This is a genomic window from Parasphingorhabdus sp. (assembly GCF_059726685.1).
In genome coordinates this window covers 1,675,611-1,700,195 of the sequence record NZ_AP041068.1, presented here as the reverse complement: position 1 = coordinate 1,700,195, position 24,585 = coordinate 1,675,611, and the positions used below count along the sequence as shown (strand labels likewise).

Sequence of the window (24,585 nt, the reverse complement as noted above, 5' to 3'; positions counted from 1 at the left end):
TACATATACTCAAAAGCTGTGCCCCCGCGCAGGCGGGGGCCTCCTCAACCAATGGCGCTTGCCAGAGGAGATTCCCGCCTGCGCGGGAATACACCATATGTCGCATTACTCAGCCGCTTTTTCTTTTTTGTCAGAGTCCGCGTCGTCGCTATCATCAACTTCGGAGAATTCCGCATCGACGACATCATCATCTGCCTTGGCAGCTGCATCTGCCGCTGCTGCATCAGCAGCATCTCCGCCAGCCGCCTGCTCGGCTTCATAGATTTTCTGGCCCATTTGCATGGAAACTTGTGCCAGTGCTTCTGACTTGGTCTTCATTGCTTCCGGATCACCGCTTTCAATGGCTTCCTTGGTTTCCTTGACCGCTTCTTCGATCTGACCTTTCAGATCGGCATCAATCTTGTCACCATGTTCGGACAATTGCTTCTCGGTCGTGTGGACAAGGCTTTCCGCGTTGTTCTTGGCTTCCGCCTCTTCCCGCCGCTTCTTGTCTTCTTCAGCAAATTTCTCGGCATCTTCAACCATCTGATCGATATCAGTATCGGTCAGACCGCCAGAAGCCTGGATCTTGATCTGCTGTTCTTTGCCGGTGCCCTTATCCTTGGCGGAAACGTTCACGATACCGTTGGCATCAATGTCAAACGTCACGTCAATCTGCGGTACACCGCGCGGTGCTGGTGGAATGCCAACCAGATCGAAATTGCCGAGCATTTTATTATCTGCAGCCATTTCGCGTTCACCCTGGAATACGCGGATGGTCACAGCCTGCTGATTGTCGTCAGCAGTCGAATACACCTGCGATTTCTTCGTCGGGATGGTCGTGTTGCGATCAATCATGCGCGTGAAGACACCGCCAAGGGTTTCGATACCCAATGACAAAGGCGTCACGTCGAGCAGAAGCACGTCTTTGACATCGCCCTGCAGAACGCCGGCCTGAATGGCGGCGCCCATGGCTACAACCTCATCCGGGTTCACACCGGTATGCGGTTCTTTACCGAAAAATTCCTGCACGGTTTCGCGCACCTTAGGCATACGGGTCATACCGCCGACCATCACAACATCGTCAATTTCTGATGCGCTGATGCCAGCGTCTTTCAATGCCTTCTTGCAAGGATCGAGCGTCCGCTTGATCAAATCGCCAACCAGCTTTTCAAGATCAGAGCGGGTGATCGATTTCACCAGATGCTTCGGACCATTTTGGTCGGCAGTGATGAAAGGCAGGTTGACCTCTGTGGTCTGCGCGGAAGACAGTTCAATCTTCGCTTTTTCTGCTGCTTCCTTCAAACGTTGCAGGGCCAGCTTGTCCTTCGTCAGGTCAATGCTTTCTGCCTTTTTGAAATCATCGGCAAGAAATTCGACCAACTTGGCGTCAAAATCTTCGCCGCCGAGGAACGTATCACCGTTGGTTGATTTCACTTCAAAGACGCCGTCACCGATTTCGAGGATCGAAATATCGAACGTACCGCCGCCAAGGTCATAGACCGCGATGGTTTTACCGTCATTTTTCTCAAGTCCATAAGCCAAGGCGGCAGCGGTTGGCTCGTTGATGATCCGCAGGACTTCAAGACCGGCAATTTTACCGGCATCCTTTGTTGCCTGACGCTGAGCATCATTAAAATAAGCGGGAACCGTGATAACGGCCTGTGTAACCGTCTCACCAAGATAGCTCTCGGCAGTTTCTTTCATCTTTTGCAATGTGAAAGCGGAAATCTGGGCTGGGGAATAATCTTCGCCGCCTGCTTTCACCCATGCATCACCATTAGAGCCTTTGACGATTTCATAAGGCACCAATTCCGTGTCTTTCTTGGTCATCGGATCATCAAACCGGCGGCCGATCAGGCGCTTGACTGCAAAGATGGTGCTTTCCGGATTGGTCACAGCCTGACGCTTAGCCGGCTGTCCGATCAGGCGCTCACCGTCTTTCGTGAAAGCCACAACGGACGGCGTGGTGCGCGCGCCCTCTGCATTTTCAATAACCTTCGGCTTACCGCCGTCCATAACGGCAACACAGCTGTTGGTGGTGCCTAGATCAATACCGATAACTTTAGCCATTTTTCCCTCAATTCAATTTCAAAATATTTTCTGTTCATTTCCCGTAGTGGGGCAAAATAACCGCCCGGCCCTTTTCGTTTGGCACCGTTACGGCTTCGAATTGGGATATAGGAGGCATTTTCTTGCGCACAAGTCTTGGCATCGGGATGCCGAGACCATACATAGGTATAAACATTGTTTTCGAGCCCAAATTCTGGAGTTTTCAGCCAATCATGACAAAACATCTTTCGATATTTTTTGCTGGCCTTGCTGCGGTTTTTTTGACTTCCTGTGGACAGGGCGATGTCCTGCTTGTGAAGGATGTAGTGGTCAACCTGTCACCGGTGGAGGGCAATCCTTCGGCTGGCTATGCCACGATTAAAGGCGGACCGGAGGATGTTTCGCTGGTCAGCGTGACCGCGGATGACGTGATGCGCATGGAAATGCATGAAACCGTTGAAGAAAACGGCATGGCAATGATGAAAACACTGGGCAAGGTGCCGGTCCCTGCGGGAGGAACCGTGAAGTTTGAACCCGGCGGAAAGCATCTTATGATATGGGGTATTGGCGGCGGTTCTGTCGCGCAGGGTTCGCTCAGAATGATCTTCATATTCTCAAACGATGACCGTATCCAGGTCGATGCCGCGATCAAGAAAGCAGGCGCAGCAGCAGCCGATGACGAAAAAGCGGACAGTACAGAATAAGTGATAGTGTAAGTGACATCCGCGGCCAGATCAGGACGCCAGCTTACCGAAGCGGAGATCAATTTGTGCCGATCGGTTTTCGCTGACGCAATCGACTATCGCACCGTTCAAATATTCAATCGCAAATGGTGGCCCTTTCAGCCAAGGCGCGTCACAATGGCACCGGACGGGAATCTCTGGTTCCATCCCAAAGGCGGCTTGTTCCGGGATGACTATGCTCAAACCGACCTCAACCTGCAGGGGCTTTTCATTCATGAAATGGTACATGTGTGGCAACATCAGCAGGGGGTATTTCTACCGATCGCGCGGCACCCGTTCTGCCGCTATGATTACAGGCTGATTCCCGGAAAGGCCTTCGCAGATTACGGCATAGAGCAACAGGCCGAAATCGTCCGGCATGATTTTCTGCTAAAACAAGGCGCGCGACTAAAAAACGGCTTCCAGCCTGAACAGTTTATTGGATTGGTTCCGTTTTGATCGGATATGTTTAACCGTTGACGCGATGCTTTAGTCAAACAAGTCTTCCAGAAAAGACTTCCGGCGCTTCTTCTTATATTTCCGGTGGTCATAGCTGTCGCTGTAAATCGTGCGATCGGGCCGGTACGTCTGCTGATGTCGCGGCATTTCAGCAGGCCGTGACCTTTCGATAATCTTATCGATTTCGCCGCGGTCGAGCCACACGCCGCGGCATTGAGGGCAGAAATCTATTTCCACCCCTTGCCTTTCACTGATCGTTAGACTGACATGACAAACCGGACAGGGCATGGCTGGCCCTGTTTGCCGGGCGGGAGACCCATTGGGCGAGTGAGAGTTCATAACATTTCCTGCATTGGGTTTGGGAGCGACGGAAACTTGGAGAAATTCATGGCGGGCGGCATGCATAGGTTTCCGGTGGGGACCGGGGAGTGAAACACGGGGCATGCCGCCCAACCATCTGGCCTGTTAGGTTGTAACAGGATCCAGTTCGCGCTTTGCAGCGGCGATCTTGTCCTTGATCTTCAGGCGAATGCGCTTCAGCTGCTGCATTTCCTGTTGCCGGCCAGCGGCGCGGCAATTGTCGATCAAGCGGTTAAGCCGGCGGTGGCGTTTTACTAGTTCATTAACGTAGTTTTTCATGGGCGACCTCCTGGGGGTTAAACTGCTTGAACAATATGTGCCAAGGATAGGCCAATTGATCCAATCGAAACGATTGCGCACCATTCATAGTTTTTTACTATGGAAGAAATTTGACGGAGATACGAACCGCCCATGCGAGCGGGCTCGACCATCAGATTTATGGAAGCAACCCGATCCGCTCTCGCATCATCCAGCGTGCCAGCATCAGCACGGCAACAATACCCAAGCCACTGGCAAGCCCGGTCCAGACGCCAATGCCTTCCCAGCCCTGCCAGAAGGCAAGTCCAGCGCCGACCCCGATACCGATGAACCAATAGCCCATCAGCGCAAAGACCATCGGTACAGTCGTGTCATGAAGCCCGCGCAACATCCCTGCCCCGACCACCTGCGCCCCATCGACAATCTGGAAGATCGCCGCAATCGCCAGAAAACTGACAGCCAGCGCTGCGACCTTTTCATTGCCGGGAGCACTGGCATCGATGAAAATTGAAATCAGGAAATTCGGCGCAAGCACAAAGACCAGAGCCATCGCCGCCATGAACGATGTCCCCAGCACAAAACTAACCCAACCCGCGCGCGTAATCCCGGCGTGATCGCGGCGGCCATATTGGATGCCCACACGCACCGTGGCCGCCTGTCCCAGTCCCATCGGCACCATGAAGGTCAGTGACGCAAGCTGCAGAGCGATGGCGTGGGCCGCGACGGACTCCGCGTTTATCAATCCCATCAGCAAGGCGGCCAAGCCAAATACCGACCCTTCCAATCCCATGGTTACACCGATCGGCAAGCCCAATTTCCACAGCGCGCGATAGCGCTGCCAATCCGCGGCCCAGAATCGCCCGAACAAATGATAGCGGCGAAAGCGTTTGTGGAGAATAACCACCAGAGCCATGCCGCCGAACATCAACAGGTTCGTCATCACGCTGCCAATACCGGCCCCGATCACACCAAAAGCGGGAACACCAAATTTTCCGAATATCAGGGCGTAATTGAACAGGGCGTTGGCGAGAACCGCGATCACGCTGATGATCAACGCCCAAACCGGTTGCTCCAGCGCCGAAACGAAGTTCCTCAGGATGATGAAGCCCAGAAACGGTAGTATCGACCACATATAGGCTGAAATATATAAACCGGCATTGTGCGCCAGATCGGGCTGCTGACCGAAATATACCAATATGCTCTCGGTGTTCCAAAGCAATATCCAGAAGGGTATGATAACAGTGACAGCGGTCCAGATCGCCTGCCGGAATGTCCGGCGCACATCGCGCACACTATGGCTCATGCGACCAATTTCGCTGGCCATCATCGGCGCCGAGGCGGTCACCAAACCCATGCAGAAAATCGCGCAGCTCATGGCCAGGTTAAAACCCAGCGTCGCCGCCGCCAGTTCACGCGCACCGAGCCAGCCGATCATCAAGACATCTGTGGCGCCAATAAGCGCCATGGTCAGGTTGGACAGGATAAGCGGCCAGGCGAGTTTCAGCGTCGTGCTCGCCTCATGACGCCACGGATTTGGTGCTGAAAAAGACTGCGCTGCACTAACCATAAAAGCCCGTTAGCCGAGCAAAGCGGGAGGCGCTAGCGAAACTCTGCAAGAAATAGGTGCGGGAACATCGGTGCCGGGAATTGATGCAAAGCTATGATGGTCTTCATCATCTGCTGACATTGTGTCGACACTATCCCGAAAGCGAACATTAGGTTTGCCACGTAGCGACATCGTTCTTTGCTTTGGCTTCTGCATCTGAGATGATCAATCTGAGCCAGTCCAATACCCCTCTGGTGCGTTTTGGAATATGGCGACGCTCAGATACCAGTGCCCATACAGGAACGGTGGCGCCACTCCAATCGGCGAACAAAGGAATCAAGCGGGAATGATCCAGCGATCTCTTGGCTTGGAACCAGAGCACTTGAATAACGCCCAGCCCCTCACAGGCTGCATCTACATATGCGTCAAGATCATCAAAAATAACCCGGCCTGAAGGAACAAAGCTGAGATTTTTCTCATCTTTTGAAAATTCCCACGGATAACCGGTCATCGCACCTGGAAAATGATAAGCAAGGTTATCCAGTTCTTTGAGTTCGGTCGGATCGGCTCCCAGCGTAACAGTTTCGAGAAATTTGGGAGAAGCGCATGTAACCCTTGGAAATTCTCCCAGCTTGCGAACCATGTGACTACTATCGGTTAAGGGCCCAATTCTCATCGCAATATCTATTCCATCCTCGATCATATCGACACGCCGATCGGCCAGAACAAATTCAATTTCGAGATTCGGGTGCTCCTCAACAAAATCATGAATAGCTGGGACAAGTATTGCGCTTGCAAGATGCCGTGGGGCGGCTATCCGAACGCGCCCTTGCAATTCTGCATTATTTGCTCTGATCTCGTCATCCGCCTCTGCCAAATTTTGGAGAATGTCAGTGGCCCGGACATAATATGCCCGGCCCTCATCAGTGACCGACACCCGCCGGGTGGTCCGCTCCAGCAAACGCACGCCTAATCCAGTCTCCAAATCCTTTATCATTTTCGAAACAGTCGCAGGCGGTACACCGAGATCCAGGCCCGCCTTGGAAAAAGACCCTGCATCTACAATTCGGCAAAACACTTCAAGTGCTCTAAATCGATCCATATTTATTATACACTCATATGAATAATGAATTTCTAAATAACATATTTATCCACACTGTAGAATAGATAATTTGCATCCATCGCCAGACAAGTTGTCTGGCCTGAGAAATGGAGACAAGATCATGACCACCTTAGCTAAAGAAAACAAAGCACTGCTTCGCCGCTTGATTGACGATGCATTCAACAATCGGGAACTGAGCATATTGCCAGATGTTCTCCATCCTGATTTTGTGAACCATCAGGAAGTCTTTCCGCTTGAAGCGAAAAGGGGCCCTGCTGTTTTTGAGGAACTCTATTCAAAGTTCTTTGAAGCCTTTCCCGATATCCGGGCTAACTATCACAACATCATTGCAGAAGGCGATCTGGTGATGGCTCGTGACACGATCAGCGGCACAAACGAGGGCGCTTTACCTATAGGCGCACCGGCGACAGGCAAGCGCGTCAAATTCCAGGTGTTCCATCTCTACCGGGTTCAAGATGGCAAACTGATCGAACGTTGGGGGCTGACCGATGACATGGCGATGCTGAAGCAGCTTGGTCTGTTGGAGGTTTAAACTGACAACGCCGAGATTTTTTGAAAATACAGGAGAAGAACGATGGAAAACTCAGAAGCAACGAAAGTCGCTCTAGTAACTGGTGCCAGTGGAGGTATCGGCAGACAAATCGCACTGAGACTCGCTGAAGATGGTTATGATCTCGTGGTCCATTACAATACAAATGAAAGCACAGCTCAAGCCGTTGTTAGTGAAATTCAAAGCCTCGGGAGGGCTGCTTATGCAGTTCAGGCAGACTTGTCTTCAGTTGAAGAAATCAGGGCCATGTTCGCGACCATCAAGAAAATCAGCCAAAGACTGGATGCGTTTATAAACAACGCCGGGGTGCCGGCACAAGGCGTGCCTATGTCTGAAACAGATGAGGAAATCTTCGACCGAGTTTTTGCCACGAATACCAAAGGCACGTTCTTTGCGCTCAGTGAAGCTGCCAATTTGTTGAGCGATGGCGGGCGCATAATCAATATGTCATCCAGTACTACATATTTTCCGACGGCCAATCTGGCGGTTTATACGGCAAGCAAGGCGGCTGTTAAAACCTACACGGAGGTTCTGGCCAAGGAAATTGGTTCGCGAGATATTACAGTAAACACCGTTTCGCCTGGGCCCACCGTGCCAGGCATGTTTGAATGGGCGCCAGAAGAATTGCGTTCGGAGGCGGCTGCATCCTCACCGTTCAATCGTCTCGGAACGCCAGATGATATTTCAGGCGTTATCAGCTTTCTAGCCAGCGATGATGCGCGTTGGGTGTCAGGACAACAAATCCTCGTAAACGGCGGCGCGTCCATATAGACGATTGCAGACACCCAGTACATTAGCACTTGAATTTTGACGTCCGCTTTTGCGCTCAAAGCAGACATCAAACCACGTCGTAACCTGCCCGCAGCTACCCCTAATCAGGATAGCCCGGCTCGCCGCGGCAATCGTCATCCAATTCGCCATCGTCATTATAGCCGTCGCAGCGATCATTCTTGTCGATGAAATAGCCAGCGGCAGCTCCGGCGGCGGCTCCAATGGCTGCGCCTTTCAGGGCATCATCGGTATCGCCGGTTACCGCGCCGATAATGGCTCCGGTTGCGGCGCCTGCCGCGGCGCCTTCACCTGCATAGTTGCCGGCACAGGCAGACAGGGACAGGGCCGATATCGCCGTGACCGATAAGAATGATAATTTTTTCGCAAATAGTCGCATCGCCAAAACTCCTGACATTTTCTGCCCCCATATAGTGCCAGTTTAACCTGCAAATGTTGATCTGCTTCCTGAACATTCCCAATTTTTCGGACGAGTGGAATTGATGTTGCGATGACGAACACAAATGGATCCGACGGACCGATCCGGCCTTTCCTACAAGAGCTTGGCTGTGATATTGCCGGGCAGCAGCACTCGATGACTTCTTCCAAGCTTTGAATATGCCCGTATCACCCCTCAGTCTTGCTGTGTTCGTCAATATCCAGGCCTGTGAGACTTGTGTGAACTTTGACCTTCGGAACAACGCCAGAAGTGTTGTGGCAATGGCCCAAAAGGACTGTGTAAAGATTGTAAACTTCGCTGGAAGCCAGGTTCTCCTGAACCGATCCAGGCGGTAATTCGGGAAGCCTATTAAAAATGATCCTCATCCAAATTGATCCTTGCCGCCGCTTCCTTTCCTCTGCCAATAGGCGAGGAGGATAAAGGGGATCGGCATAATGCTATCAGCAATCGGATTAATCGGGGGCCTCGCGCTGCTCATCTATATGACGGTGAAAGGCGTAAACATATTGATCGCCGGGCCGATTGCCGCCGCGATTGTTGCGATGACCAGCGGGCTGGCATGGTTGCCGCCCTTAGCCGCAGAGGGCGCGCCGGATTTCGCGACCGCCTATATGGATGGCTTTGTCAGCTTCTTCAAAAGTTGGTTTTTCATGTTCCTGCTGGGCGCGATATTTGGTGAGATAATGGGCGCATCGGGTGCTGCTGCCAGCGTCGCCCACTGGATCATCGAAAAAATCGGTATCAAACACGCCGTACTCGCGGTGGTCGCCGCCTGTGCGGTTCTGACCTATGGCGGGGTCAGCGTCTTTATCGTTGCTTTTTCGGTCTATTCGCTGGCGGTGCACCTGTTTCGTGAAGCCAATTTGCCGCGGCGGTTCATTCCCGCTGCTCTGGCGTTCGGGTCCGTCACCTTCACGATGACCACGGCGGGAAGCCCGGAAATCCAGAACCTGATCCCGATGGAGTTTCTGGGCACCACTGCTTATGCTGGCTGGGAAGTCAGCCTGGTCGTCGCGGTCTTCATGGCGATTTCCGGCCATTTCTGGCTCAACTGGATGGTGAAGCGCGCGGTCGCCAGAGGCGAAACATTTGTAGGCCGCGAGACGGATGATACGAATACCGACTATGGCGCCCTGCCCGGCCCGCTTTTGTGTCTGCTGCCCTTGGTTGCCGTGCTCGGCATCTTCCTGATCTTCCAATATCCGCAAGATATGGGCCCGCTTTCGGCCATCTTGCCGCAAAACTCGCTCGACAAATGGGCGCTGGTGGCAGCTCTTGGTTCCGGTGCCATTGTTGCTCTGGCCGTCGGCTATCGTAAGCTTAAAGCGATGCCGGAAGCCTTTTCGCGCGGTGCGACGAGCGCAGTGGTCGCGATTACCAATACCTGTGCAGTCGTCGGTTTTGGCGCGGTAGCAAAACTGTCACCCGCTTTTCAGGAAGCACTGATAATGGTCCAGAATATCCCCGGCAGCCCGTTGATCGGTGCCGCCATTGCCGTCACGGTAATCGCAGGCCTGACTGGCTCGGCCTCGGGCGGCCAGACAATCGCCCTGCCCTTGATCGCACCACATTATCTCGACGTCGGCGCACAACCGGATGAGCTGCACCGGGTGGTCGCCATTTCCTCCGGCGCGCTCGATAGCCTGCCGCATAACGGTTATGTCGTGACCACTATCCGGGCGGTGTGCGGCGAGACGCACAAGGATGCCTATGGAGCGGTTGGCGCGCTCACCGTGGTGATACCGGTGATCGGGACGATCATGGCAGTGGCGCTGTTCACGATGTTCTGATGTCAGGGAGATCATGACCTTAACAACCCGCCGATATACTGCTGCAGATAAGCAGGCCTATATTGCCTTGAATCTCGACTGGATTGAGGAATCCTTCACGCTGGAGCAGAGCGACCGCGACCAGTTGGAAAATCTGGAGACCACCATCCTTGCGCCAGGTGGGCAGATCATTGTTGCAGAACTCGACGGACAAGTGGTCGGTACCGGCGCGATTTTACCACCACATCATGAGCCGCAAGATGGCCGAAAATGGATGGAAATCGTAAAAATGGCGGCCCGGAAAGATTTGCGCGGGCAAGGCATTGGTCGGGCGGTGCTGGAAGCGCTGATTGCCGAAGGCCGGTCAATGGCAGCCGATGCCATCTGGTTGGAGACCAATAATGATCTGAAAGCCGCGATCCGCCTTTATGAGCGGTGCGGCTTTCAGCATTTGTCTGGTGATGATTTGTGGCCAACTCCCTATGCCCGCTGCAATGTGCAGATGGTGCTGGAGCTTTAGTCTTATTTGAGCCGTTCGATCTTGCTCGCCGCCTCGTCAATTATCGCTGCGACGTCGAGAATCTTCTCAGACCCCTTTTCCTCATCGGCAAGACGGATGCGGATAGCGCTTTTCATATTGCTCATAGCGCGGCGGATAGATGCACCATCAGCGGCCTGATCCATCTGCGCAATGCCCTCTAGCCGGGAAAGAACATCTGCAATATGCTTTTCTTCCTCGGCCAGTAACGCGGTTCCCGCATCGGTGATCGAGTAGATTTTCTTGCCACCATCATCGACTTTCTCGTCAATAAGGTCCATTTCGGCCATCAGCGTTAGAGTGGGATAAACAATACCGGGGCTCGGTGCATAGTGACCGCCGGTCAGCTCTTCAATTTGCTGGATCAGGTCATAGCCATGGCGCGGTTCCTGTGAAATCAGGTGCAACAATACCAGCCGCAGCTCTCCACGCTGAAAAACCCGCGCACGGCGTTTGGCTTTCGCTCCTTCAAAAGCGGCAGCAGCAAAGGCACGAGCAAATTTCTGTCCATTCATAGCCCCCCAGCGCTTACCCCGCCGAGAACCCGGTCCGCAATCACTATAGTTTGAATATCGCATGATATGTCCTTCTTTTATATCTAAGCTGTTTCTAAGATATATCTTTATAATCTTTATGCAAGAGATGACGGATGAAAATCTTACAAGGCCCTGATTTGAATGGGTGAATTTCTATAACGCGACCTTTGCGCCATCATTTATCCCATATTGGCTAGTCGGCATCGGGCCCGCTGGCTGTTACCATCAGATGCAAAAGGCCTAAACGATCGGGCGATACGAAAGGATGTTGATATGGATTTGGGCATTTCAGGAAAAGTGGCTCTGGTCAACGGCGGCAGCGCCGGATTGGGGCGCGGTGCAGCATTGGCATTGGCTCGGGAAAAGACTGAACTGTTCGTAACGGCCCGCGGGGAAGAGAGATTATTCAAAAGCTGCGAGCAAATGACAAAAGAGACCGGTGCCAATATAACCCCGATTGTCGCGGATCACAGCAGCGATGAAGGGCGAGAAAAGATTCTCAATATCTGTCCCGACCCCGACATTCTGGTGGCCACCTGCTCTCCCCCGCCGTTCACAGGAGACTTTCGCACAGTGGATCGTGAGGATTGGGAGAAGGCATTGTCGCTCACATTGCTGAGCCCGGTGGACTTCATCAAGGCCGTAATTGATGGCATGATCGAACGCAAATGGGGACGCATTGTCAACATCGCAACCGGCGCCGCAAAATATCCCGCTGCCATGCGCGTTCTTTCAGGACCGCCGCGATCCGCGCTGGTCAACTATAGCGTGGCGGTTGCGAAGCAGGTCGCCAAACATGGTGTCATGATCAACACAATCCTGCCAGGCATGCACCATACGGACGGGATCAGGGACATGTTCGAAAGCCAGGCCGAAGCCAATGGAACCAGCTATGACGAAGAAGTCGCCCAATTCGTCAAACAGGTCCGCATCCCGGTCGGTCGCTTTGGCGATGCCGAAGACATGGGGGCTTTTGTGGCGCTATTCTGCAGCGAAATGGCAGGCTATGTAACGGGGCAAAGCCTGACCATCGACGGCGGTATGGGCAATTCCATTTTCTGATCCAGCGTAACCGGATCTGGTAACCAGCTTATTCCGGCTTTTTCGCCACGCCGACAAAGGCAGGCCGTAACAAGCGGTCCTTGATCGTATAACCGGCCTGCATTTCCTGCACCACGGTTCCCGGTTCCTGCTCATCGGTTGGCACTTCGACCATCGCCTGATGCTGGTTCGGATCCAGCGGCAGACCAACAGAGGCGACACGCTTGATGCCGTTTTTCTCGAACACGGTTTCCAGTTCCCGCCCGGTGGCTTCAATACCGCCGATCAGGCCTTTCCACTTTTCTTCATTCTTGATTTCGGTCGGAATGGCGGCGAGCGCACGCTGGAGATTGTCGGATACGCTCAACATATCACGGGCAAAGCCGGTTGCGGCATAGGCTTTGGCGTCCTGCGCATCTTTTTCCAGCCGGCGGCGGACATTCTGGGTTTCCGCCTGTGCATAGAGAACCTGCTGCTTGGCTTCGGCCAGTTCGTTTTCCAATGCCGCGATACGCTCTTCCTGAGACGTTTCGTCAGCGGCCTCATCTCCACCTTCTTTCAATGCTTCGGGCACGCCTTCCAGCTCTGCGGCGGCGGCTTCGTCCAGTTTCGCATCTTCATTTTCTTGTGGCTTTGTATCACTCATTATTTCGTCACTCATTTCAACAATCTGGACAGCGTTTGTGCTGTGAAATCTACCATGGGTACGACGCGGGCATAGTTCAAGCGGGTGGGGCCAATAACCCCGACCACGCCGACCACCTGTCCGTCGCCATCTTTATAGGGGGCCGCTATCACAGATGAACCGGAAAGGGAGAATAATTTATTCTCTGCACCAATAAATATTTTTGCGGCCTCTGCATCGCGGGCATTATCGAGCAGGCGCGCGATTTCCTGCTTGCCCTCCAGCTCGTCAAGCAATTGGCGGACCCGGTCGAGATCATCCAACGCGCTGTCTTCCAGCAAATTGGCTTGGCCACGGACGATGAGGATGGGCCGCTCTGCCGGATCCTGTGTCCAGGTCACAAGACCGCGCTGGACAAGATCTTCCGACGCTTTGTCAATCGCCGTACGACCAGCCTGAATATCGCGATCGATCCGGGATAGAGCCTGTGACAGGGTCATCCCGCCATATTGGGCGGTGAGATAATTGCCAGCCTCTACCAATGCGGAATCGGATATACCGATAGGCAGATCGAGCACGCGATTTTCTACGCCGCCATCCTGGGACACGAGAATGGCAAGCCCCTGCCCTTCCGACAATTTCACAAAACTGAATTGTTTGAGCGTCGGTTCGCGCTTCGGCACCATGACCAAGCCGGCGCAAGAAGACAGACCTGACAATATGCTGGTCGTCGCGCGCAAAGCGTCTTCGACCGGGCCGCTCTCGCTAATCTGGCTCTCAATCGCATCGCGTTCCTCCCGCGAAGGCTCCGCCGCCTGCATCATACCGTCGACAAATAGCCGCAATCCCAATTCGGTTGGCATCCGCCCGGCGCTGGTATGCGGCGCGGCCAGAAGCCCTAGTTCTTCGAGATCCTGCATGACATTGCGGATCGAGGCGGGCGAAAGCTCTAACCCCGGGGCCTTCGATATGGTTCGCGAACCGACCGGAGCACCGCTATCGAGATAGGACTCCACCACCACGCGAAAAATATCGCGAGTACGGTCGTTCATTTCGGTGATGGGCGTGGTAGTCATGGAAGATAGATAGGACGGTTATGGATATGATTCCAGCGTGAAGAAGCCGTTCAAAATATCTTGAGCGTTGCGCAAAGAAATTTCTTCATGAATATCTATCGACAATGACAAATGGCCGTACCCTGAAAAACTCTCGCTATGTTTTCATTCTCGGAGCACCGAATGATGACTTGGGAGCTTTGTCTGATGTTTCGTTAAGTCGAGTTAAGTCGGCAGTTTCTATTTTTCAGAACGACCGGGATGTAAGGATTATTGTTACCGGTGGCTATGGAGATCATTTCAATCGGACGCACCGACCCCATCGACATTATGTATCAGATGAGCTGGCAAAATATGGCGTTCAAACTGAGACGCTCGGGTACGACAGTTTTTTGAGTTCCAATACGGTGGAGGATGCGGTTCAAATACGTGAATTCGTCGTAGATCAAGGTTTATGGAATTTCGAAGTTATTACCTCCACTTTCCATATCGAGCGATGCATGTTAGTTTTTAAGTGCATTTTGCCGGATAGGAATATCCACTTTCATTCTGCCGATGACCCTGTTGATATTTCATCTCTAACGACACACGAAAAAAGCGCGATGCTCAGACTAAAAAAGCAAGGAGGAGTAATTGTTGGAAAGGAGTTTTTTCCTCTAAACAATAGGCAATAGGCCACTTCTCTTCCCTTTTCCTCAAGAATAGAGAAATAGAGTGGCAACCGCTTACAACTTTCTCTAAGCACACCCCCTCAAAGCCACAGGAGAATCATCACATGCGCCCATCAGGACGCGCGCTGGACGAGATGCGTGCTATTTCTATCGAAACGGGATTTACCAAACATGCTGAGGGCTCTTGCCTGATCAGCTTTGGCGATACCAAGGTCATTTGCACCGCCAGTATCGAAGAGCGTATTCCACCCTGGCTGCGCGGCAAGGGCGAAGGCTGGGTCACCGGCGAATATTCGATGCTGCCCCGCGCCACCAATACCCGCAATTCCCGTGAAGCGGCACGCGGTAAGCAATCGGGCAGAACGCAGGAAATCCAACGCCTTATCGGACGTTCTCTGCGTGCCGTTGTCGACATGAAGAAACTCGGCGAGCGTCAGATCACAGTCGATTGCGATGTGATACAGGCTGATGGCGGTACGCGGACCGCGTCAATCAGCGGTGCCTGGGTTGCGCTGCGTCTCGCAGTGAACGGTCTGCTCGATGAGAAACTGATCAGCGAAGATCCGATTGAACAGAAAATCGCGGCGATCAGCTGCGGTATCTATAACGGCAATCCGGTGCTCGACCTTGACTATGACGAGGATAGCAATGCCGGTGCCGACGCCAATTTCGTTCTGACCGGCGACGGCAATATTGCCGAAGCGCAGGCGACAGCCGAAGGCGAGACATTTGATGATGAAGGTCTGATGCGCTTGATGCGTTTGGCCAAAATCGGGTGTAGCCAGATTTTTGAGGCACAAGACAAAGCGGTTTCGTAAGAACGACTATGACCGAACACCGCAAACTGTCTCCGGGTAAACTGATCATCGCCAGTCACAATAAAGGCAAGGTCAGAGAAATTCGGGCACTACTGGCTCCTTTCGGCATTGAACCGATATCCGCTGCTGAATTGAACCTGCCGGAACCGGAAGAAACCGGCACAACATTCGCGGAAAACGCGCTGCTGAAGGCTCATGCCAGCGCCAAAGGTGCGGATTGCGTTGCACTGGCAGATGACAGTGGACTGTGCGTTGCGGCATTAAATGGCGCGCCAGGCGTTTATACTGCGGATTGGGCAGAAGCCGATACCTATGAAGGCGGCCCGGGTCGCGACTGGTATATGGCCATGGGCAAGGTGGAAGGGAAGTTATCCGAACTGGGCCCTGAAGCAGATCGCAGCGCCTATTTTACCTGCACCCTCGCCCTTGCCTGGCCCGATGGGCACGCAGAGCTATTCGAAGGTCGTGTGCATGGCAATCTGGTTTGGCCGCCCCGTGGAACCATGGGTTTCGGTTACGATCCGGTGTTCCAGCCCTTAGGTTTTGAACAAACCTTTGCTGAGCTGGACCCGCAGCAAAAACATGACATGAGCCACCGTGCCGACGCTTTTGATAAACTGGTAAAGGCTTGTTTCGACCAGCCTGTCTGATCAGGGTACGGTTCTACCAATAAAGTTACCTGGCGGACTGTAACGGCACACCAAGACATCGCGTTGACTATTGCTGGCAAGACCGCAGCCGATCTTGGTCGTCTGGCGCCAGATTATTTGAGTATAATGGCCCACGTCCTGCCACCTGCCTGTTGTGCTGACATCGGGAAACGTGCCCGGCACGAAAAATTGTTTTTCGTTGATCCAGCCATCAACCATATTCTGAAAAGAAAAGGCTCCTGCCGTTCCTGCCCACAGATTCTCACCCTGATTGGGCCTCGAACTGCCAGGGCTATGTTCAAATCGGCCATTGGCAATCAATGTTTCGGCATAATCGAGGGCCGCTGCATTGAGCGCAGCATCCAGCTCAACCGGAGGCACGCCAACCTCAGCACGCGCCGCATTGTGAGATGCCAGCATAACGTCGAGCATTGTGCTGCTCGGCGGGGTGGGAGTGGGAGTTGGTGTCGGAGTAGGTGTTGGTGTCGGCGTGGGGGTGGGGGTCGGAGTAGGAGTAGGAGTAGGAGTAGGAGTAGGAGTAGGAGTAGGGGTCGGAGTAGGCGTGGGCGTTGGTGTTGGGCTCGGTGAACCGGGAAGCGTAACCTGCGAATTGCTGCTGCCACTTTCGCCGCCGCAACCGGCAATCAAGACCAGCATTGTAGCTTGCACCAATGTTCGGGGATACCTAGTGATACGCCGATGTTTCATGCTTCATCCTCCACCCTTGCAGCAAAGCCAGCGGACGAGGACGCGCTCGCCCTCTATATCCATTGGCCTTTTTGTGTCGCCAAATGTCCCTATTGCGACTTCAACAGCCATGTTCGTGATCAAATTGACCAAGACGCATGGCAGACAGCCCTTCTTCTTGATCTCAGGCATGAATATAAAGTTAATGGTAACAGGCAGATAAGCTCGATTTTCTTCGGCGGCGGCACTCCGTCGCTTATGGAACCTCGGCTCGTCGCGAAACTGATTGAGGAAGCTGATGTCCTATGGGGCCTGACAGACCATTGTGAAATCACCCTGGAGGCCAATCCCTCGTCTGTCGAAGCCGATCGTTTTGCTGACCTTTCTCATGCTGGAGTGAACCGTGTTTCGCTGGGATTACAATCACTTGATGATGAGACGTTAAAATTTCTGGGCCGCGCTCACGACGTTACGGAAGGGCTGTCAGCGCTGGAAACGGCGCAGCAGAATTTTGATCGCGTCAGCTTCGACCTGATTTATGCACGGCCTGGCCAATCTCTGAGAGATTGGCAGTCCGAATTGGAAAAATCTCTCGGTTTTGGCACCGATCACCTGTCCCTCTATCAGCTTACCATAGAGCCCGGCACACGCTTTGAAACGTTGGTGCGGACTGGAAAACTTGTTCCCGCGGATGATGATCATTGCGCTGACATGTTTGAACTAACGCAGAAGCTGACCCAGGCCGCCGGCCTTCCCGCATATGAGATCAGCAATCATGCCCGGCAGGGTCAAGAGAGCCGACACAATCTCACTTATTGGCGATATGAGGACTATGTCGGCGTGGGTCCTGGCGCGCATGGTCGGCGACTGAACAGTGCAACAGAGCGGCACAAGAAGCCCGAGAATTTCCTATCCGCAGTTCAGCGCAACGGCAATGGCCTGAAAATCGAACAGAGCTTGTCTCCTGAAGTCAAGGCCACAGAAGCGCTGATGATGGGCCTGCGGTTGGCCGAAGGGGTAAATCTGACGGCACTGGAAAAAAAAACCAATCTCGTGACCGATCAAATTATTGATCTGCATCAGGTTGAGAAACTGACGGCCTTGGGATTGCTTGAACCAAGCGCTGATCGGTTGATGGTGACCGCAAGGGGCATGCCACTTCTTGATGCCATTTTACCGAAGGTTATAGCGGATTCGCTTCGCACCTGAATTGAGGTTTCAAATTCCACGTTTGGACTTTGAGGGACTGGCTGCTAGATTCGGTTGCATGGAAAGCGCCCATGCCCTCATCGAGAAATTCTCTCGCCATTTGCGCGAAGGTCGGCGACGGTCGCAACACACGGTACGCGCCTATGTAACAACGGCGGAGCGGTTTTGTGCATTTCTGACAGAACATCTTGGCGCTGCCGTGACTATAAAACAAATCAAAGCCCTCAAGCAGGCGGACATTCGATCCTATCTGGCCTTTCGCCGTGCTGATGGATTGACCAATAACAGTGCAGCCAGGGAACTATCCGCGATCCGAGCCTTCCTTAAGTTCGTTGGCGGAGACGACAGTCAGATACCCAACATCAAAGGACCCAAGGTTACACGCGGCGTTCCTCGTCCGGCCTCGCCAGACGATATTGTAGCGATAGCTGAGGATATTGCAGAAAACGCAAACGCCGATTGGGTCGGCGCACGCGATTGGGCGGTTCTTCTATTGCTCTACGGATCGGGTTTGCGAATTAGCGAAGCGCTGGCCCTGACCGGCAATGCCCTTCCATTGTCCGATACGCTGCGCGTCTCCGGCAAGCGCGGTAAGACCCGGATCGTGCCGCTACTGCCTCAAGTGCGAGAAGCGATAGAGCATTATATCGATCTTTGTCCGCATGCGATGACGCCCGAGCACACCGTTTTTCGCGGAAAGCGAGGTGGCCCATTATCACCCAATCTGGTCCGCCGCGTTGTCCGGCAAGCACGCACAAAACTTGGTCTGTCAGACAAGACCACACCCCACGCTCTACGTCACAGCTTTGCTACCCATTTACTAGCCGGTGGAGCCGATTTGCGGAGCCTGCAAGAATTGCTCGGGCATGCGAGTTTGAGCAGTACCCAGGTTTATACGGCCGTCGATGCCGCGCATTTGCTTGATGTCTATCAGAATGCGCACCCCCGGGCGGGTTGAGTTTTCCATACAATGGTCTCGGCTTTTCAGCCAAAGTGAATTTGTAGAGGGATTTGAACAGAAATCGTAGCGACTTTAAAGGGTCGACAACGACAAAAAAGGAGGAGCGGTGGCCGCTCCTCCTTGTATTGACCTGTCGAGATCGCGGGTCGCTTCCGATCCCGATCAGATCAGCACTTCTTGTCATCTTCCTTCTTGCGGAAAATATTGCCCAGACCACAGCCTACTTTCTTCGTAACCTTGCCGGTATTTTCCAGATGATGCTTGGCGCGGTCACCCATGACTTTCGCGGTCGCTTTGACAGGCTTGTCGCTGGCCAGGGCTGCCCCGTAAGCTGCGCGCCGTTCCCTGCCACTTTGCAGGTCCATGCCGGTGGCATTTTCGACTTTCGCACGATTTTTATCGCCATAGGCTCGCAGATTTTCCTTCATCTTTCCCTTTGTGGTGAATGTTTCACCAATTTTGCGGAAATTCTCCCGGTGATGCGCTGCACGTGCCTTTGCGACGTCACCCAAGGTTACATCCTTGTCGAAAATCGCGGATCCATATTGGAATGTGGTGGAGACCGGATCCTGAATATCGGCTCCGGTGACGGCTTCGATGCCTTCGGTCGCGGCGATTTCAGCCACCACTACAGCCGCTCCTACGCCTGTGCCTGCCAACGCCGCGCGGCCCGCCTTGCCTATTTTTCCGGCGGTCGCGCCGGCTTTGGCCATCTTGGCAAGCTTGGCAGCGTCTGCAGCGGTGGATGCGGCTTTCAATCCACCTGCACCGCGCGCTACCTGCGCCGCACGACCGGCTTTGTTCAGTTTGGAAATATCACCCGCCTTGTTAATGCGCTGCATCAGCTGGGCTTCGTTGGTGGCTCCGCCGATTCCGCGGGCTGCCTGAGCGGCTGTGCCTTTCCCGATAAGCCGTCCGGTTCCCTTGGGACCGGCCTTTTTCAAGATCTCGCCTCTAAGACGTCCTTCGGTCAGTTTCGTTGCGGCTGTACCACCGCGAGGAACCCTTCCGGCCGAGCCGGCCATTTTGGCGGTCTTGCCGATGGATCCGCTTGCCTTGTAGGCAATACCGCCGGCCACGACCGTGCCAATACCCAGCTTGGCCTCATCGGAAAGACCGCCTTCATCGGCGCTGTCATTGCTGCTGGTGGCAAGTTCGGCCTGCCCAGCTACGCCCGGAGGTAAAAGACCACAATTGCCACACCGCTCCACGAAAGGCTCTGTGACGCCCGGCTCCAATGCCGGTTGAGCTTCTATTATAACGCCGGGTTGTGGTGGGCCTAGCGCGTGCGGTTGCGGGCCAGGGCTATTCCGATATTGAACAGGCTGCTGGCTCTGCTGTATCGCCGCAATAAAATGCTGGGGATAGAACAGCTCTACCGGGTCAAGATGGTAAGTGACCGGAACCAGTGATGCTACCGTCGCTGTGATCGAACCGTCTTCTTGAACCACCATATTGGCCTTCGCCATCAGCGGTAGGTCGTCCGCCACATAAACATTGGGTGCTTGCTGTTTGAAATTGCGCAGCACAACCATGTCGGGCTGAATTTCAAAGACAAATGCGTGGATCCAGCTCTCAAGTGCGTACGCACGCCCTGCTTCGACTATAATATGTTTGCCCAGCTCGCGAATTTGCCAGACACCGTCAATAGCCATGGGCTCCGTAACCGCTACCTGATCCGCTTTGGGCAGTAGTCCAGGTATTTGTGCCTGTGCCGTCTGATTTGGCGCAGGAACTATAACTGCGCCAGCTACAGCCAGCGTCAGCAAGGCGCCTGAAATTTTCAAACCGATTTTTCTACCCCGAACGGTGCTGCTTCCCTTTTTCATTGTCTCTTCCTTCTCATCGGAGGCCGATATGGTCCCGCTCCCTGTCATCTTGGGTAGCAAGGAAGGTGGCGATGCTGAATGAGGTGAATCCCCCATTTCAAAATCAGGGTGCCCAGGGGTAATCAGTGGTCATGCCGATTATTACTTCAGACATGATTTCCTTAAAGGTCTCAGATTTCCGCTGCCGGGTCGATCAATCCCTCACGCAGGGAATAAGCAATCAGCTGGGCGACCGAATGAACGTCCAGTTTCTGCATAAGGTTGGTGCGATGGCGGTCGACGGTCTTGGCGCTGATACCAAGATGAGCGGAAATTTCCTTGTTCGATTGCCCGGCGACAATCAGGTTCAAGATCTGTCGTTCCCGATCGGTCAGAACGCTCTGTTGGGGCGCGTTGTCCAAAATACCGGTGAAAAATGGCGAAATATAACGGCCGCCCTGCAAGATCATCGGAACATTCTGATAAAGGTCCTGATTGTCTTCCGCTTTGGAAAACAGACCATCCACACCAGCCTCCACAAGTTCGCTGACTTTTCCCATCGCAGATATGCCAGTAAACACGATAACCCGGGTGTCGGGCGACCAACGCCGTGTTTCGACGAGCACTTCAACGCCCCCCGCGATCGGCATCGACACATCGAGAACAAGCATATCAGGCCTATGTTGTTTAACGGCGCCAATAGCATCCAAACCATTACCGGCTTCTGCCACCACCCTGATATTATGTCCGTCAACAAGCCGCTCGTTTTCAAGAGCGGCTTTCAATCCCGAACGGACGATCGCATGATCATCGGCAATAACGGCGGTAAAGTGGCTCATTTCAATTTTCTGCTCTGCTTGCCTTGGGGCATTTTCCTGTTCTACAATATCGCACAAATGATTGTAACCTATGACATTTCTTAGCGTGATCGCACCATATTTCAAATCAACTTTGCGCTTCTTAGCGTTCATGATCATTCTTGTTGCGATCTCGATTTGGAAGGCTGGGCCGGCAATGGCCGCTCCGGCTCTTCCATTGACGTCCAGCGAAAACCGGACTGATCTGGGTGATTATGTAGTCTATAGTCTGGGCGAAAACCGACCGCTTGCAGAAATGATTTTGGAATATGAGGCGGGCGAATTTGGATCCGGTGTGCCTGTATCCGAAGAGCAGTTTACGCCCTATTCCGACCTTTGGTCTGCCCTCGCCGTAAAAAATATCTCAAAACCAGATGGGCGGCTGGCAGATCAGTGGATTGTTAATTTTGACGCATTTGCCGTGCGGGATGCAGATATCGTTCTGGTCAGGCAGTCTGGCGATGTCGACAGATTACTCTCTTTCTCTTCGGCCAAACCTTATGATCCGACAATATTGAGTGGCACCCAGCTGAAATCCAAACCGCTGATCCTAAGACCGGGAGAAACGGCCACTCTCATGGTTCGGACATCCAAGCTTATGGCAGCAGCGCCCAGTCTAGCGATCAGGGACGAAGCGGATTTGGTCGAACATGAGCTGCGCACGGCGGCACTCAACACGGCCTTCTACACGCTCGCGATATTCGGACTGATTGTCATGCTGGGGGTCAACATTTCGCTGAAAAGCTCAGTTGGAATTCGATACGCTCTGCTTTTCAGCCTGCTGCTCGCCGCCTTGTCCTTCGACGACAATATACCACTCCGGTTCCTCTATCCAAACCATCCGGAATGGAATCCCTATATCGGCTTTCTGATCAGCTATGCCTGCATCATGTTCGGTTTTTACGTGGCAGGCTTTTCAATGGTAACCCGCAAAGGCAGTCACCCATGGTCCAGACACGTCCAATGGCTTGCATTACTGCCCATCGTAACGTTGGTAATGATCCCCTTCCTGCCGCGCATCACGAGCTACAAGATCCAGCTGGCTTGGACAGGCATCATGTGTTTGTCCCATTTCCTGCCCCTCTATTGGTGGGAGAAATCCGCCAATCGCAGATTGTACGAGATGTGGGCTGGACTGATCATCATTTTCATTGCGTTTTTGGTCTACGCAACACTGATGTTCAGCGGTTATCTGGAAAACCAGATCGTCCTGCGGAATTTTGCCAAAACGACATTCATCATAATTGGAACGCTCGTAATGCTTGGCCTTACTTACGGGATCATTTCCCTGCGTAGGGAGCATGACCGGGCTTTGGAAGAGAAAATCCGTGTCCTAAAAGAGGATGCGGAAAAAAGCCAACGTCTGCTGGAGGCCGAAAAAAACTATTCGCGTGCCCGCGATCAGGCCGCGCTGCGCCAGCGCCAGCTGGCAACCGCGTCTCACGACATAAAGCAGCCGCTAACCAGTCTTCGCATGACACTGGATGGGGAAACGACCAATCTAGGAGACACGACGAAAAGGAATATTCGCGAGGCGCTCGATTATCTCGAATCACTTTCGGGAGATTATCTGGTTGAAAGCCGTCCACAGATTGATGAACCTGCGATCAAGGAACAGCAGAAAGCAGAGGACCCCTATCCTCTTTCGATGATCTTTCGAACCGTGGGGCAGATGTTTCGTGAAGAAGCAATTTCCAAGGGCCTCCAGCTTCGGATTGTCGACAGCAATATTCAAACCACCATACCGCCACTGGCTTTAATGCGGATTGTCAGCAACCTTGCCTCCAACGCCATCAAATATACCAACAAAGGCAGGATATTGATCGGAGCGAAACGTCGCGGATCCGGATTCATGATCGTCGTTCTAGACACCGGCCCCGGCATGTCGGAGGCCGAGATTGTCCAGTTTCAGTCAGCATATGAGAAAGGCGACAACTCAAAAGGCGAAGGCCTGGGCCTGGCAATCTGCTTTGAGTTGACCGAACAACATGAATTGGCCCTGGAAATAGACGCAAAGCCCGATCAAGGCACGTGCATACGCATCATTGCAGATGCGATTCAATATTAGACTGATCAGTTACCGATCATCCCGGCCTCCGCTCTGGGATGAAACGAACATTCTTAATTCAAGTCAAACGCCGCTCTATCGCATCCAAGATCATCCCGGATGTGTCAGTGCCATTAAACTTGTCGATGGCCACAATTCCTGTCGGGGATGTCACGTTAATCTCGGTCAGCCATTTTCCACCAATCACGTCTATGCCGACAAAGATCAGCCCGAGCCTTTTCAAATCCGGCCCCATCGCTGCGCAAATTTCCTTTTCACGGTCGGTTAGCTCTGCCGCTTCGGCATAGCCGCCCTGTGCGAGATTGGAGCGAAACTCGCCCTTGCCAGGCTTGCGGTTGATTGCGCCTGCCACTTCACCGTCGACCAGAACGATGCGTTTGTCGCCATCCTGGACCTCGGGAAGGAAGGGCTGGATCATATGTGGCTCTGGCCAGGTTTGATTAAATACTTCAATTAAAGCACTCAAATTACTGCCATCTTCAGGAACTAGAAAAATGGCCTTGCCACCATTACCATGCAATGGCTTCACAACAATACCGCCATGCTGTTCCTGAAAGGCACGGATTTCATCAATGTTGCGGGTGACCAATGTAGGCGGCATATATTTGGCATAGTCCAGCACATAGACTTTTTCAGGTGCATTGCGGACGGATACCGGATTGTTCACGACCAGCGTTTCGCCTTCGATCCGCTCCAGCAGATGGGTTGCCGTGATATAGCCGACATCAAAAGGCGGGTCCTGCCGCATCAACACGACATCGATATCGCTGCCGAGATCCAGCCGCACCCGCTCGCCAAATTCATAATGGTCACCGTGCACTTGTTGGACCTTTACCGGATGTGCCAGCGTAGTCAGACGGCCCGCCAGATAGGTCAGGTCTTTGACATCATAATGATAGAGTTTGTGACCGCGTTTCTGTGCGGCGATCATCAGTGCGAAGCTGCTGTCCCCGCCGATATTGACGGTTTCCATGGGGTCCATTTGCACGGCAATTTTCAAAGTCATAAGAGCGCT

General features: G+C 53.3%; 26 protein-coding genes and 1 pseudogene. 13 read left to right on the top strand and 14 right to left on the bottom strand.

The window, feature by feature from the left end; all coding sequences use genetic code 11:
- Window positions 1–105: 105 nt before the first annotated feature.
- Complete coding sequence (gene dnaK, locus AC6I9Z_RS08410; protein ID WP_461455176.1) at window positions 106–2,052, bottom strand: molecular chaperone DnaK; 1,947 nt, start codon at window positions 2,050–2,052, stop codon at window positions 106–108.
- A 212-nt stretch (window positions 2,053–2,264) separates the two neighbouring features.
- On the opposite strand from dnaK, the gene AC6I9Z_RS08405 reads away from it, so the two are divergent.
- Window positions 2,265–2,735, top strand: coding sequence for a copper chaperone PCu(A)C (locus AC6I9Z_RS08405; protein WP_461455174.1), 471 nt, complete (start codon window positions 2,265–2,267; stop codon window positions 2,733–2,735).
- 12 nt (window positions 2,736–2,747) lie between these two features.
- Entirely contained in the window at window positions 2,748–3,212 is a 465-nt protein-coding gene (locus AC6I9Z_RS08400; RefSeq protein ID WP_461455172.1) for a vgr related protein, read from the top strand.
- Between the two features lie 30 nt (window positions 3,213–3,242).
- On the opposite strand, the gene AC6I9Z_RS08395 is transcribed toward AC6I9Z_RS08400, so the two are convergent.
- From AC6I9Z_RS08395 to AC6I9Z_RS08375, 5 genes and pseudogenes are all read right to left on the bottom strand, one after another.
- The gene (locus tag AC6I9Z_RS08395) at window positions 3,243–3,551 is read right to left on the bottom strand and encodes a TFIIB-type zinc ribbon-containing protein (protein WP_461455170.1); all 309 of its coding nucleotides are present in this window, start codon (window positions 3,549–3,551) and stop codon (window positions 3,243–3,245) included.
- Window positions 3,552–3,677: 126 nt separating this feature from the next.
- A complete protein-coding gene (locus AC6I9Z_RS08390; RefSeq protein ID WP_162559112.1) occupies window positions 3,678–3,851 on the bottom strand; it encodes an HP1242/YdcH family protein in 174 nt (57 codons plus the stop codon).
- A gap of 157 nt (window positions 3,852–4,008) precedes the next feature.
- Complete coding sequence (locus AC6I9Z_RS08385; protein WP_461455168.1) at window positions 4,009–5,397, bottom strand: MATE family efflux transporter; 1,389 nt, start codon at window positions 5,395–5,397, stop codon at window positions 4,009–4,011.
- A 148-nt stretch (window positions 5,398–5,545) separates the two neighbouring features.
- Window positions 5,546–6,253: a substrate binding domain-containing protein gene (locus tag AC6I9Z_RS08380; protein WP_461456875.1), complete on the bottom strand. Its 708-nt coding sequence runs from the start codon at window positions 6,251–6,253 to the stop codon at window positions 5,546–5,548.
- A gap of 48 nt (window positions 6,254–6,301) precedes the next feature.
- Window positions 6,302–6,478, bottom strand: a pseudogene (locus AC6I9Z_RS08375) (helix-turn-helix domain-containing protein); the annotation flags it as partial.
- 121 nt (window positions 6,479–6,599) lie between these two features.
- Between AC6I9Z_RS08375 and AC6I9Z_RS08370 the strand changes: the two are divergent.
- Together AC6I9Z_RS08370 and AC6I9Z_RS08365 are read left to right on the top strand one after the other, a co-directional pair.
- Window positions 6,600–7,031 (top strand): ester cyclase, encoded by a 432-nt coding sequence (locus AC6I9Z_RS08370; RefSeq protein ID WP_461455166.1) that lies wholly within the window; start codon window positions 6,600–6,602, stop codon window positions 7,029–7,031.
- A gap of 42 nt (window positions 7,032–7,073) precedes the next feature.
- A complete protein-coding gene (locus tag AC6I9Z_RS08365) occupies window positions 7,074–7,820 on the top strand; it encodes an SDR family oxidoreductase (RefSeq protein WP_461455164.1) in 747 nt (248 codons plus the stop codon).
- A 100-nt stretch (window positions 7,821–7,920) separates the two neighbouring features.
- Here the strand turns inward: AC6I9Z_RS08365 and AC6I9Z_RS08360 are convergent, their stop codons facing one another.
- Complete coding sequence (locus tag AC6I9Z_RS08360) at window positions 7,921–8,235, bottom strand: YMGG-like glycine zipper-containing protein (protein ID WP_461455162.1); 315 nt, start codon at window positions 8,233–8,235, stop codon at window positions 7,921–7,923.
- Window positions 8,236–8,711: 476 nt separating this feature from the next.
- Between AC6I9Z_RS08360 and AC6I9Z_RS08355 the strand changes: the two genes are divergently transcribed.
- Window positions 8,712–10,067 carry a GntP family permease gene (locus tag AC6I9Z_RS08355; RefSeq protein ID WP_109357512.1) on the top strand — a complete coding sequence of 452 codons (1,356 nt, stop codon included), beginning with the start codon at window positions 8,712–8,714 and terminating at the stop codon, window positions 10,065–10,067.
- Between the two features lie 13 nt (window positions 10,068–10,080).
- Complete coding sequence (locus tag AC6I9Z_RS08350) at window positions 10,081–10,566, top strand: GNAT family N-acetyltransferase (protein WP_461455160.1); 486 nt, start codon at window positions 10,081–10,083, stop codon at window positions 10,564–10,566.
- Between the two features lie 2 nt (window positions 10,567–10,568).
- Here the strand turns inward: AC6I9Z_RS08350 and AC6I9Z_RS08345 are convergent, their stop codons facing one another.
- Window positions 10,569–11,099 carry a PadR family transcriptional regulator gene (locus AC6I9Z_RS08345; RefSeq protein WP_461455158.1) on the bottom strand — a complete coding sequence of 177 codons (531 nt, stop codon included), beginning with the start codon at window positions 11,097–11,099 and terminating at the stop codon, window positions 10,569–10,571.
- Window positions 11,100–11,393: 294 nt separating this feature from the next.
- On the opposite strand from AC6I9Z_RS08345, the gene AC6I9Z_RS08340 reads away from it, so the two are divergent.
- Window positions 11,394–12,182: an SDR family oxidoreductase gene (locus AC6I9Z_RS08340; RefSeq protein ID WP_461455156.1), complete on the top strand. Its 789-nt coding sequence runs from the start codon at window positions 11,394–11,396 to the stop codon at window positions 12,180–12,182.
- Window positions 12,183–12,210: 28 nt separating this feature from the next.
- Here AC6I9Z_RS08340 and grpE read toward each other — a convergent pair whose 3' ends face one another.
- Together grpE and hrcA are read right to left on the bottom strand one after the other, a co-directional pair.
- On the bottom strand, window positions 12,211–12,822 hold the full coding sequence (gene grpE / locus AC6I9Z_RS08335) for a nucleotide exchange factor GrpE (protein ID WP_461455154.1): 612 nt from the start codon (window positions 12,820–12,822) through the stop codon (window positions 12,211–12,213).
- Window positions 12,819–13,862 (bottom strand): heat-inducible transcriptional repressor HrcA, encoded by a 1,044-nt coding sequence (gene hrcA / locus AC6I9Z_RS08330; RefSeq protein ID WP_461455152.1) that lies wholly within the window; start codon window positions 13,860–13,862, stop codon window positions 12,819–12,821. The genes grpE and hrcA overlap by 4 nt, the downstream gene beginning before the upstream one ends.
- A gap of 104 nt (window positions 13,863–13,966) precedes the next feature.
- Here hrcA and AC6I9Z_RS08325 point away from each other — a divergent pair, with 104 nt between their 5' ends.
- The 3 genes from AC6I9Z_RS08325 (at window position 13,967) to rdgB (ending at window position 15,980) form a co-directional block, all read left to right on the top strand.
- The gene (locus tag AC6I9Z_RS08325; RefSeq protein ID WP_461455150.1) at window positions 13,967–14,515 is read left to right on the top strand and encodes a YdcF family protein; all 549 of its coding nucleotides are present in this window, start codon (window positions 13,967–13,969) and stop codon (window positions 14,513–14,515) included.
- Between the two features lie 101 nt (window positions 14,516–14,616).
- Window positions 14,617–15,330: a ribonuclease PH gene (gene rph, locus AC6I9Z_RS08320; protein ID WP_461455148.1), complete on the top strand. Its 714-nt coding sequence runs from the start codon at window positions 14,617–14,619 to the stop codon at window positions 15,328–15,330.
- Between the two features lie 8 nt (window positions 15,331–15,338).
- On the top strand, window positions 15,339–15,980 hold the full coding sequence (rdgB, locus tag AC6I9Z_RS08315) for an RdgB/HAM1 family non-canonical purine NTP pyrophosphatase (RefSeq protein ID WP_461455146.1): 642 nt from the start codon (window positions 15,339–15,341) through the stop codon (window positions 15,978–15,980).
- Here the strand turns inward: rdgB and AC6I9Z_RS08310 are convergent, their stop codons facing one another.
- The gene (locus AC6I9Z_RS08310) at window positions 15,981–16,688 is read right to left on the bottom strand and encodes a CAP domain-containing protein (protein ID WP_497811339.1); all 708 of its coding nucleotides are present in this window, start codon (window positions 16,686–16,688) and stop codon (window positions 15,981–15,983) included.
- Here AC6I9Z_RS08310 and hemW point away from each other — a divergent pair.
- Both hemW and AC6I9Z_RS08300 read left to right on the top strand, forming a co-directional pair.
- Window positions 16,680–17,876 (top strand): radical SAM family heme chaperone HemW, encoded by a 1,197-nt coding sequence (gene hemW / locus AC6I9Z_RS08305; protein ID WP_461455142.1) that lies wholly within the window; start codon window positions 16,680–16,682, stop codon window positions 17,874–17,876. The genes AC6I9Z_RS08310 and hemW overlap by 9 nt on opposite strands.
- Before the next feature lie 58 nt (window positions 17,877–17,934).
- Entirely contained in the window at window positions 17,935–18,834 is a 900-nt protein-coding gene (locus AC6I9Z_RS08300; protein ID WP_461455140.1) for a tyrosine recombinase XerC, read from the top strand.
- Window positions 18,835–19,004: 170 nt separating this feature from the next.
- Here the strand turns inward: AC6I9Z_RS08300 and AC6I9Z_RS08295 are convergent, their stop codons facing one another.
- Together AC6I9Z_RS08295 and AC6I9Z_RS08290 are read right to left on the bottom strand one after the other, a co-directional pair.
- Window positions 19,005–20,666 carry a hypothetical protein gene (locus AC6I9Z_RS08295; protein WP_461455138.1) on the bottom strand — a complete coding sequence of 554 codons (1,662 nt, stop codon included), beginning with the start codon at window positions 20,664–20,666 and terminating at the stop codon, window positions 19,005–19,007.
- 170 nt (window positions 20,667–20,836) lie between these two features.
- Complete coding sequence (locus tag AC6I9Z_RS08290; protein ID WP_461455136.1) at window positions 20,837–21,616, bottom strand: LuxR C-terminal-related transcriptional regulator; 780 nt, start codon at window positions 21,614–21,616, stop codon at window positions 20,837–20,839.
- Here AC6I9Z_RS08290 and AC6I9Z_RS08285 point away from each other — a divergent pair.
- Window positions 21,615–23,570, top strand: coding sequence for an ATP-binding protein (locus AC6I9Z_RS08285; RefSeq protein WP_461455134.1), 1,956 nt, complete (start codon window positions 21,615–21,617; stop codon window positions 23,568–23,570). The genes AC6I9Z_RS08290 and AC6I9Z_RS08285 overlap by 2 nt on opposite strands.
- Window positions 23,571–23,628: 58 nt before the next feature.
- On the opposite strand, the gene gshB is transcribed toward AC6I9Z_RS08285, so the two are convergent.
- On the bottom strand, window positions 23,629–24,576 hold the full coding sequence (gshB, locus tag AC6I9Z_RS08280) for a glutathione synthase (RefSeq protein WP_461455132.1): 948 nt from the start codon (window positions 24,574–24,576) through the stop codon (window positions 23,629–23,631).
- Window positions 24,577–24,585: the final 9 nt, after the last annotated feature.

Excerpts from the sequence above, each read along its gene's own strand:
- AC6I9Z_RS08345 (WP_461455158.1), bottom strand. The coding sequence starts at position 11,099 with ATGAATGGACAGAAATTTGCTCGTGCCTTTGCTGCTGCCGCTTTTGAA.
- dnaK (WP_461455176.1), bottom strand. The coding sequence starts at position 2,052 with ATGGCTAAAGTTATCGGTATTGATCTAGGCACCACCAACAGCTGTGTT.
- AC6I9Z_RS08350 (WP_461455160.1), top strand. The coding sequence starts at position 10,081 with ATGACCTTAACAACCCGCCGATATACTGCTGCAGATAAGCAGGCCTAT.
- AC6I9Z_RS08355 (WP_109357512.1), top strand. The coding sequence starts at position 8,712 with ATGCTATCAGCAATCGGATTAATCGGGGGCCTCGCGCTGCTCATCTAT.
- AC6I9Z_RS08405 (WP_461455174.1), top strand. The coding sequence starts at position 2,265 with ATGACAAAACATCTTTCGATATTTTTTGCTGGCCTTGCTGCGGTTTTT.
- AC6I9Z_RS08340 (WP_461455156.1), top strand. The coding sequence starts at position 11,394 with ATGGATTTGGGCATTTCAGGAAAAGTGGCTCTGGTCAACGGCGGCAGC.
- AC6I9Z_RS08300 (WP_461455140.1), top strand. The coding sequence starts at position 17,935 with ATGGAAAGCGCCCATGCCCTCATCGAGAAATTCTCTCGCCATTTGCGC.
- hemW (WP_461455142.1), top strand. The coding sequence starts at position 16,680 with ATGTTTCATGCTTCATCCTCCACCCTTGCAGCAAAGCCAGCGGACGAG.
- AC6I9Z_RS08325 (WP_461455150.1), top strand. The coding sequence starts at position 13,967 with ATGACAAATGGCCGTACCCTGAAAAACTCTCGCTATGTTTTCATTCTC.
- AC6I9Z_RS08290 (WP_461455136.1), bottom strand. The coding sequence starts at position 21,616 with ATGAACGCTAAGAAGCGCAAAGTTGATTTGAAATATGGTGCGATCACG.
- AC6I9Z_RS08370 (WP_461455166.1), top strand. The coding sequence starts at position 6,600 with ATGACCACCTTAGCTAAAGAAAACAAAGCACTGCTTCGCCGCTTGATT.
- AC6I9Z_RS08395 (WP_461455170.1), bottom strand. The coding sequence starts at position 3,551 with ATGAACTCTCACTCGCCCAATGGGTCTCCCGCCCGGCAAACAGGGCCA.
- AC6I9Z_RS08310 (WP_497811339.1), bottom strand. The coding sequence starts at position 16,688 with ATGAAACATCGGCGTATCACTAGGTATCCCCGAACATTGGTGCAAGCT.
- AC6I9Z_RS08360 (WP_461455162.1), bottom strand. The coding sequence starts at position 8,235 with ATGTCAGGAGTTTTGGCGATGCGACTATTTGCGAAAAAATTATCATTC.
- rph (WP_461455148.1), top strand. The coding sequence starts at position 14,617 with ATGCGCCCATCAGGACGCGCGCTGGACGAGATGCGTGCTATTTCTATC.
- AC6I9Z_RS08385 (WP_461455168.1), bottom strand. The coding sequence starts at position 5,397 with ATGGTTAGTGCAGCGCAGTCTTTTTCAGCACCAAATCCGTGGCGTCAT.
- rdgB (WP_461455146.1), top strand. The coding sequence starts at position 15,339 with ATGACCGAACACCGCAAACTGTCTCCGGGTAAACTGATCATCGCCAGT.
- grpE (WP_461455154.1), bottom strand. The coding sequence starts at position 12,822 with ATGAGTGACGAAATAATGAGTGATACAAAGCCACAAGAAAATGAAGAT.
- hrcA (WP_461455152.1), bottom strand. The coding sequence starts at position 13,862 with ATGACTACCACGCCCATCACCGAAATGAACGACCGTACTCGCGATATT.
- AC6I9Z_RS08365 (WP_461455164.1), top strand. The coding sequence starts at position 7,074 with ATGGAAAACTCAGAAGCAACGAAAGTCGCTCTAGTAACTGGTGCCAGT.
- AC6I9Z_RS08390 (WP_162559112.1), bottom strand. The coding sequence starts at position 3,851 with ATGAAAAACTACGTTAATGAACTAGTAAAACGCCACCGCCGGCTTAAC.
- gshB (WP_461455132.1), bottom strand. The coding sequence starts at position 24,576 with ATGACTTTGAAAATTGCCGTGCAAATGGACCCCATGGAAACCGTCAAT.
- AC6I9Z_RS08295 (WP_461455138.1), bottom strand. The coding sequence starts at position 20,666 with ATGAAAAAGGGAAGCAGCACCGTTCGGGGTAGAAAAATCGGTTTGAAA.
- AC6I9Z_RS08285 (WP_461455134.1), top strand. The coding sequence starts at position 21,615 with ATGATCATTCTTGTTGCGATCTCGATTTGGAAGGCTGGGCCGGCAATG.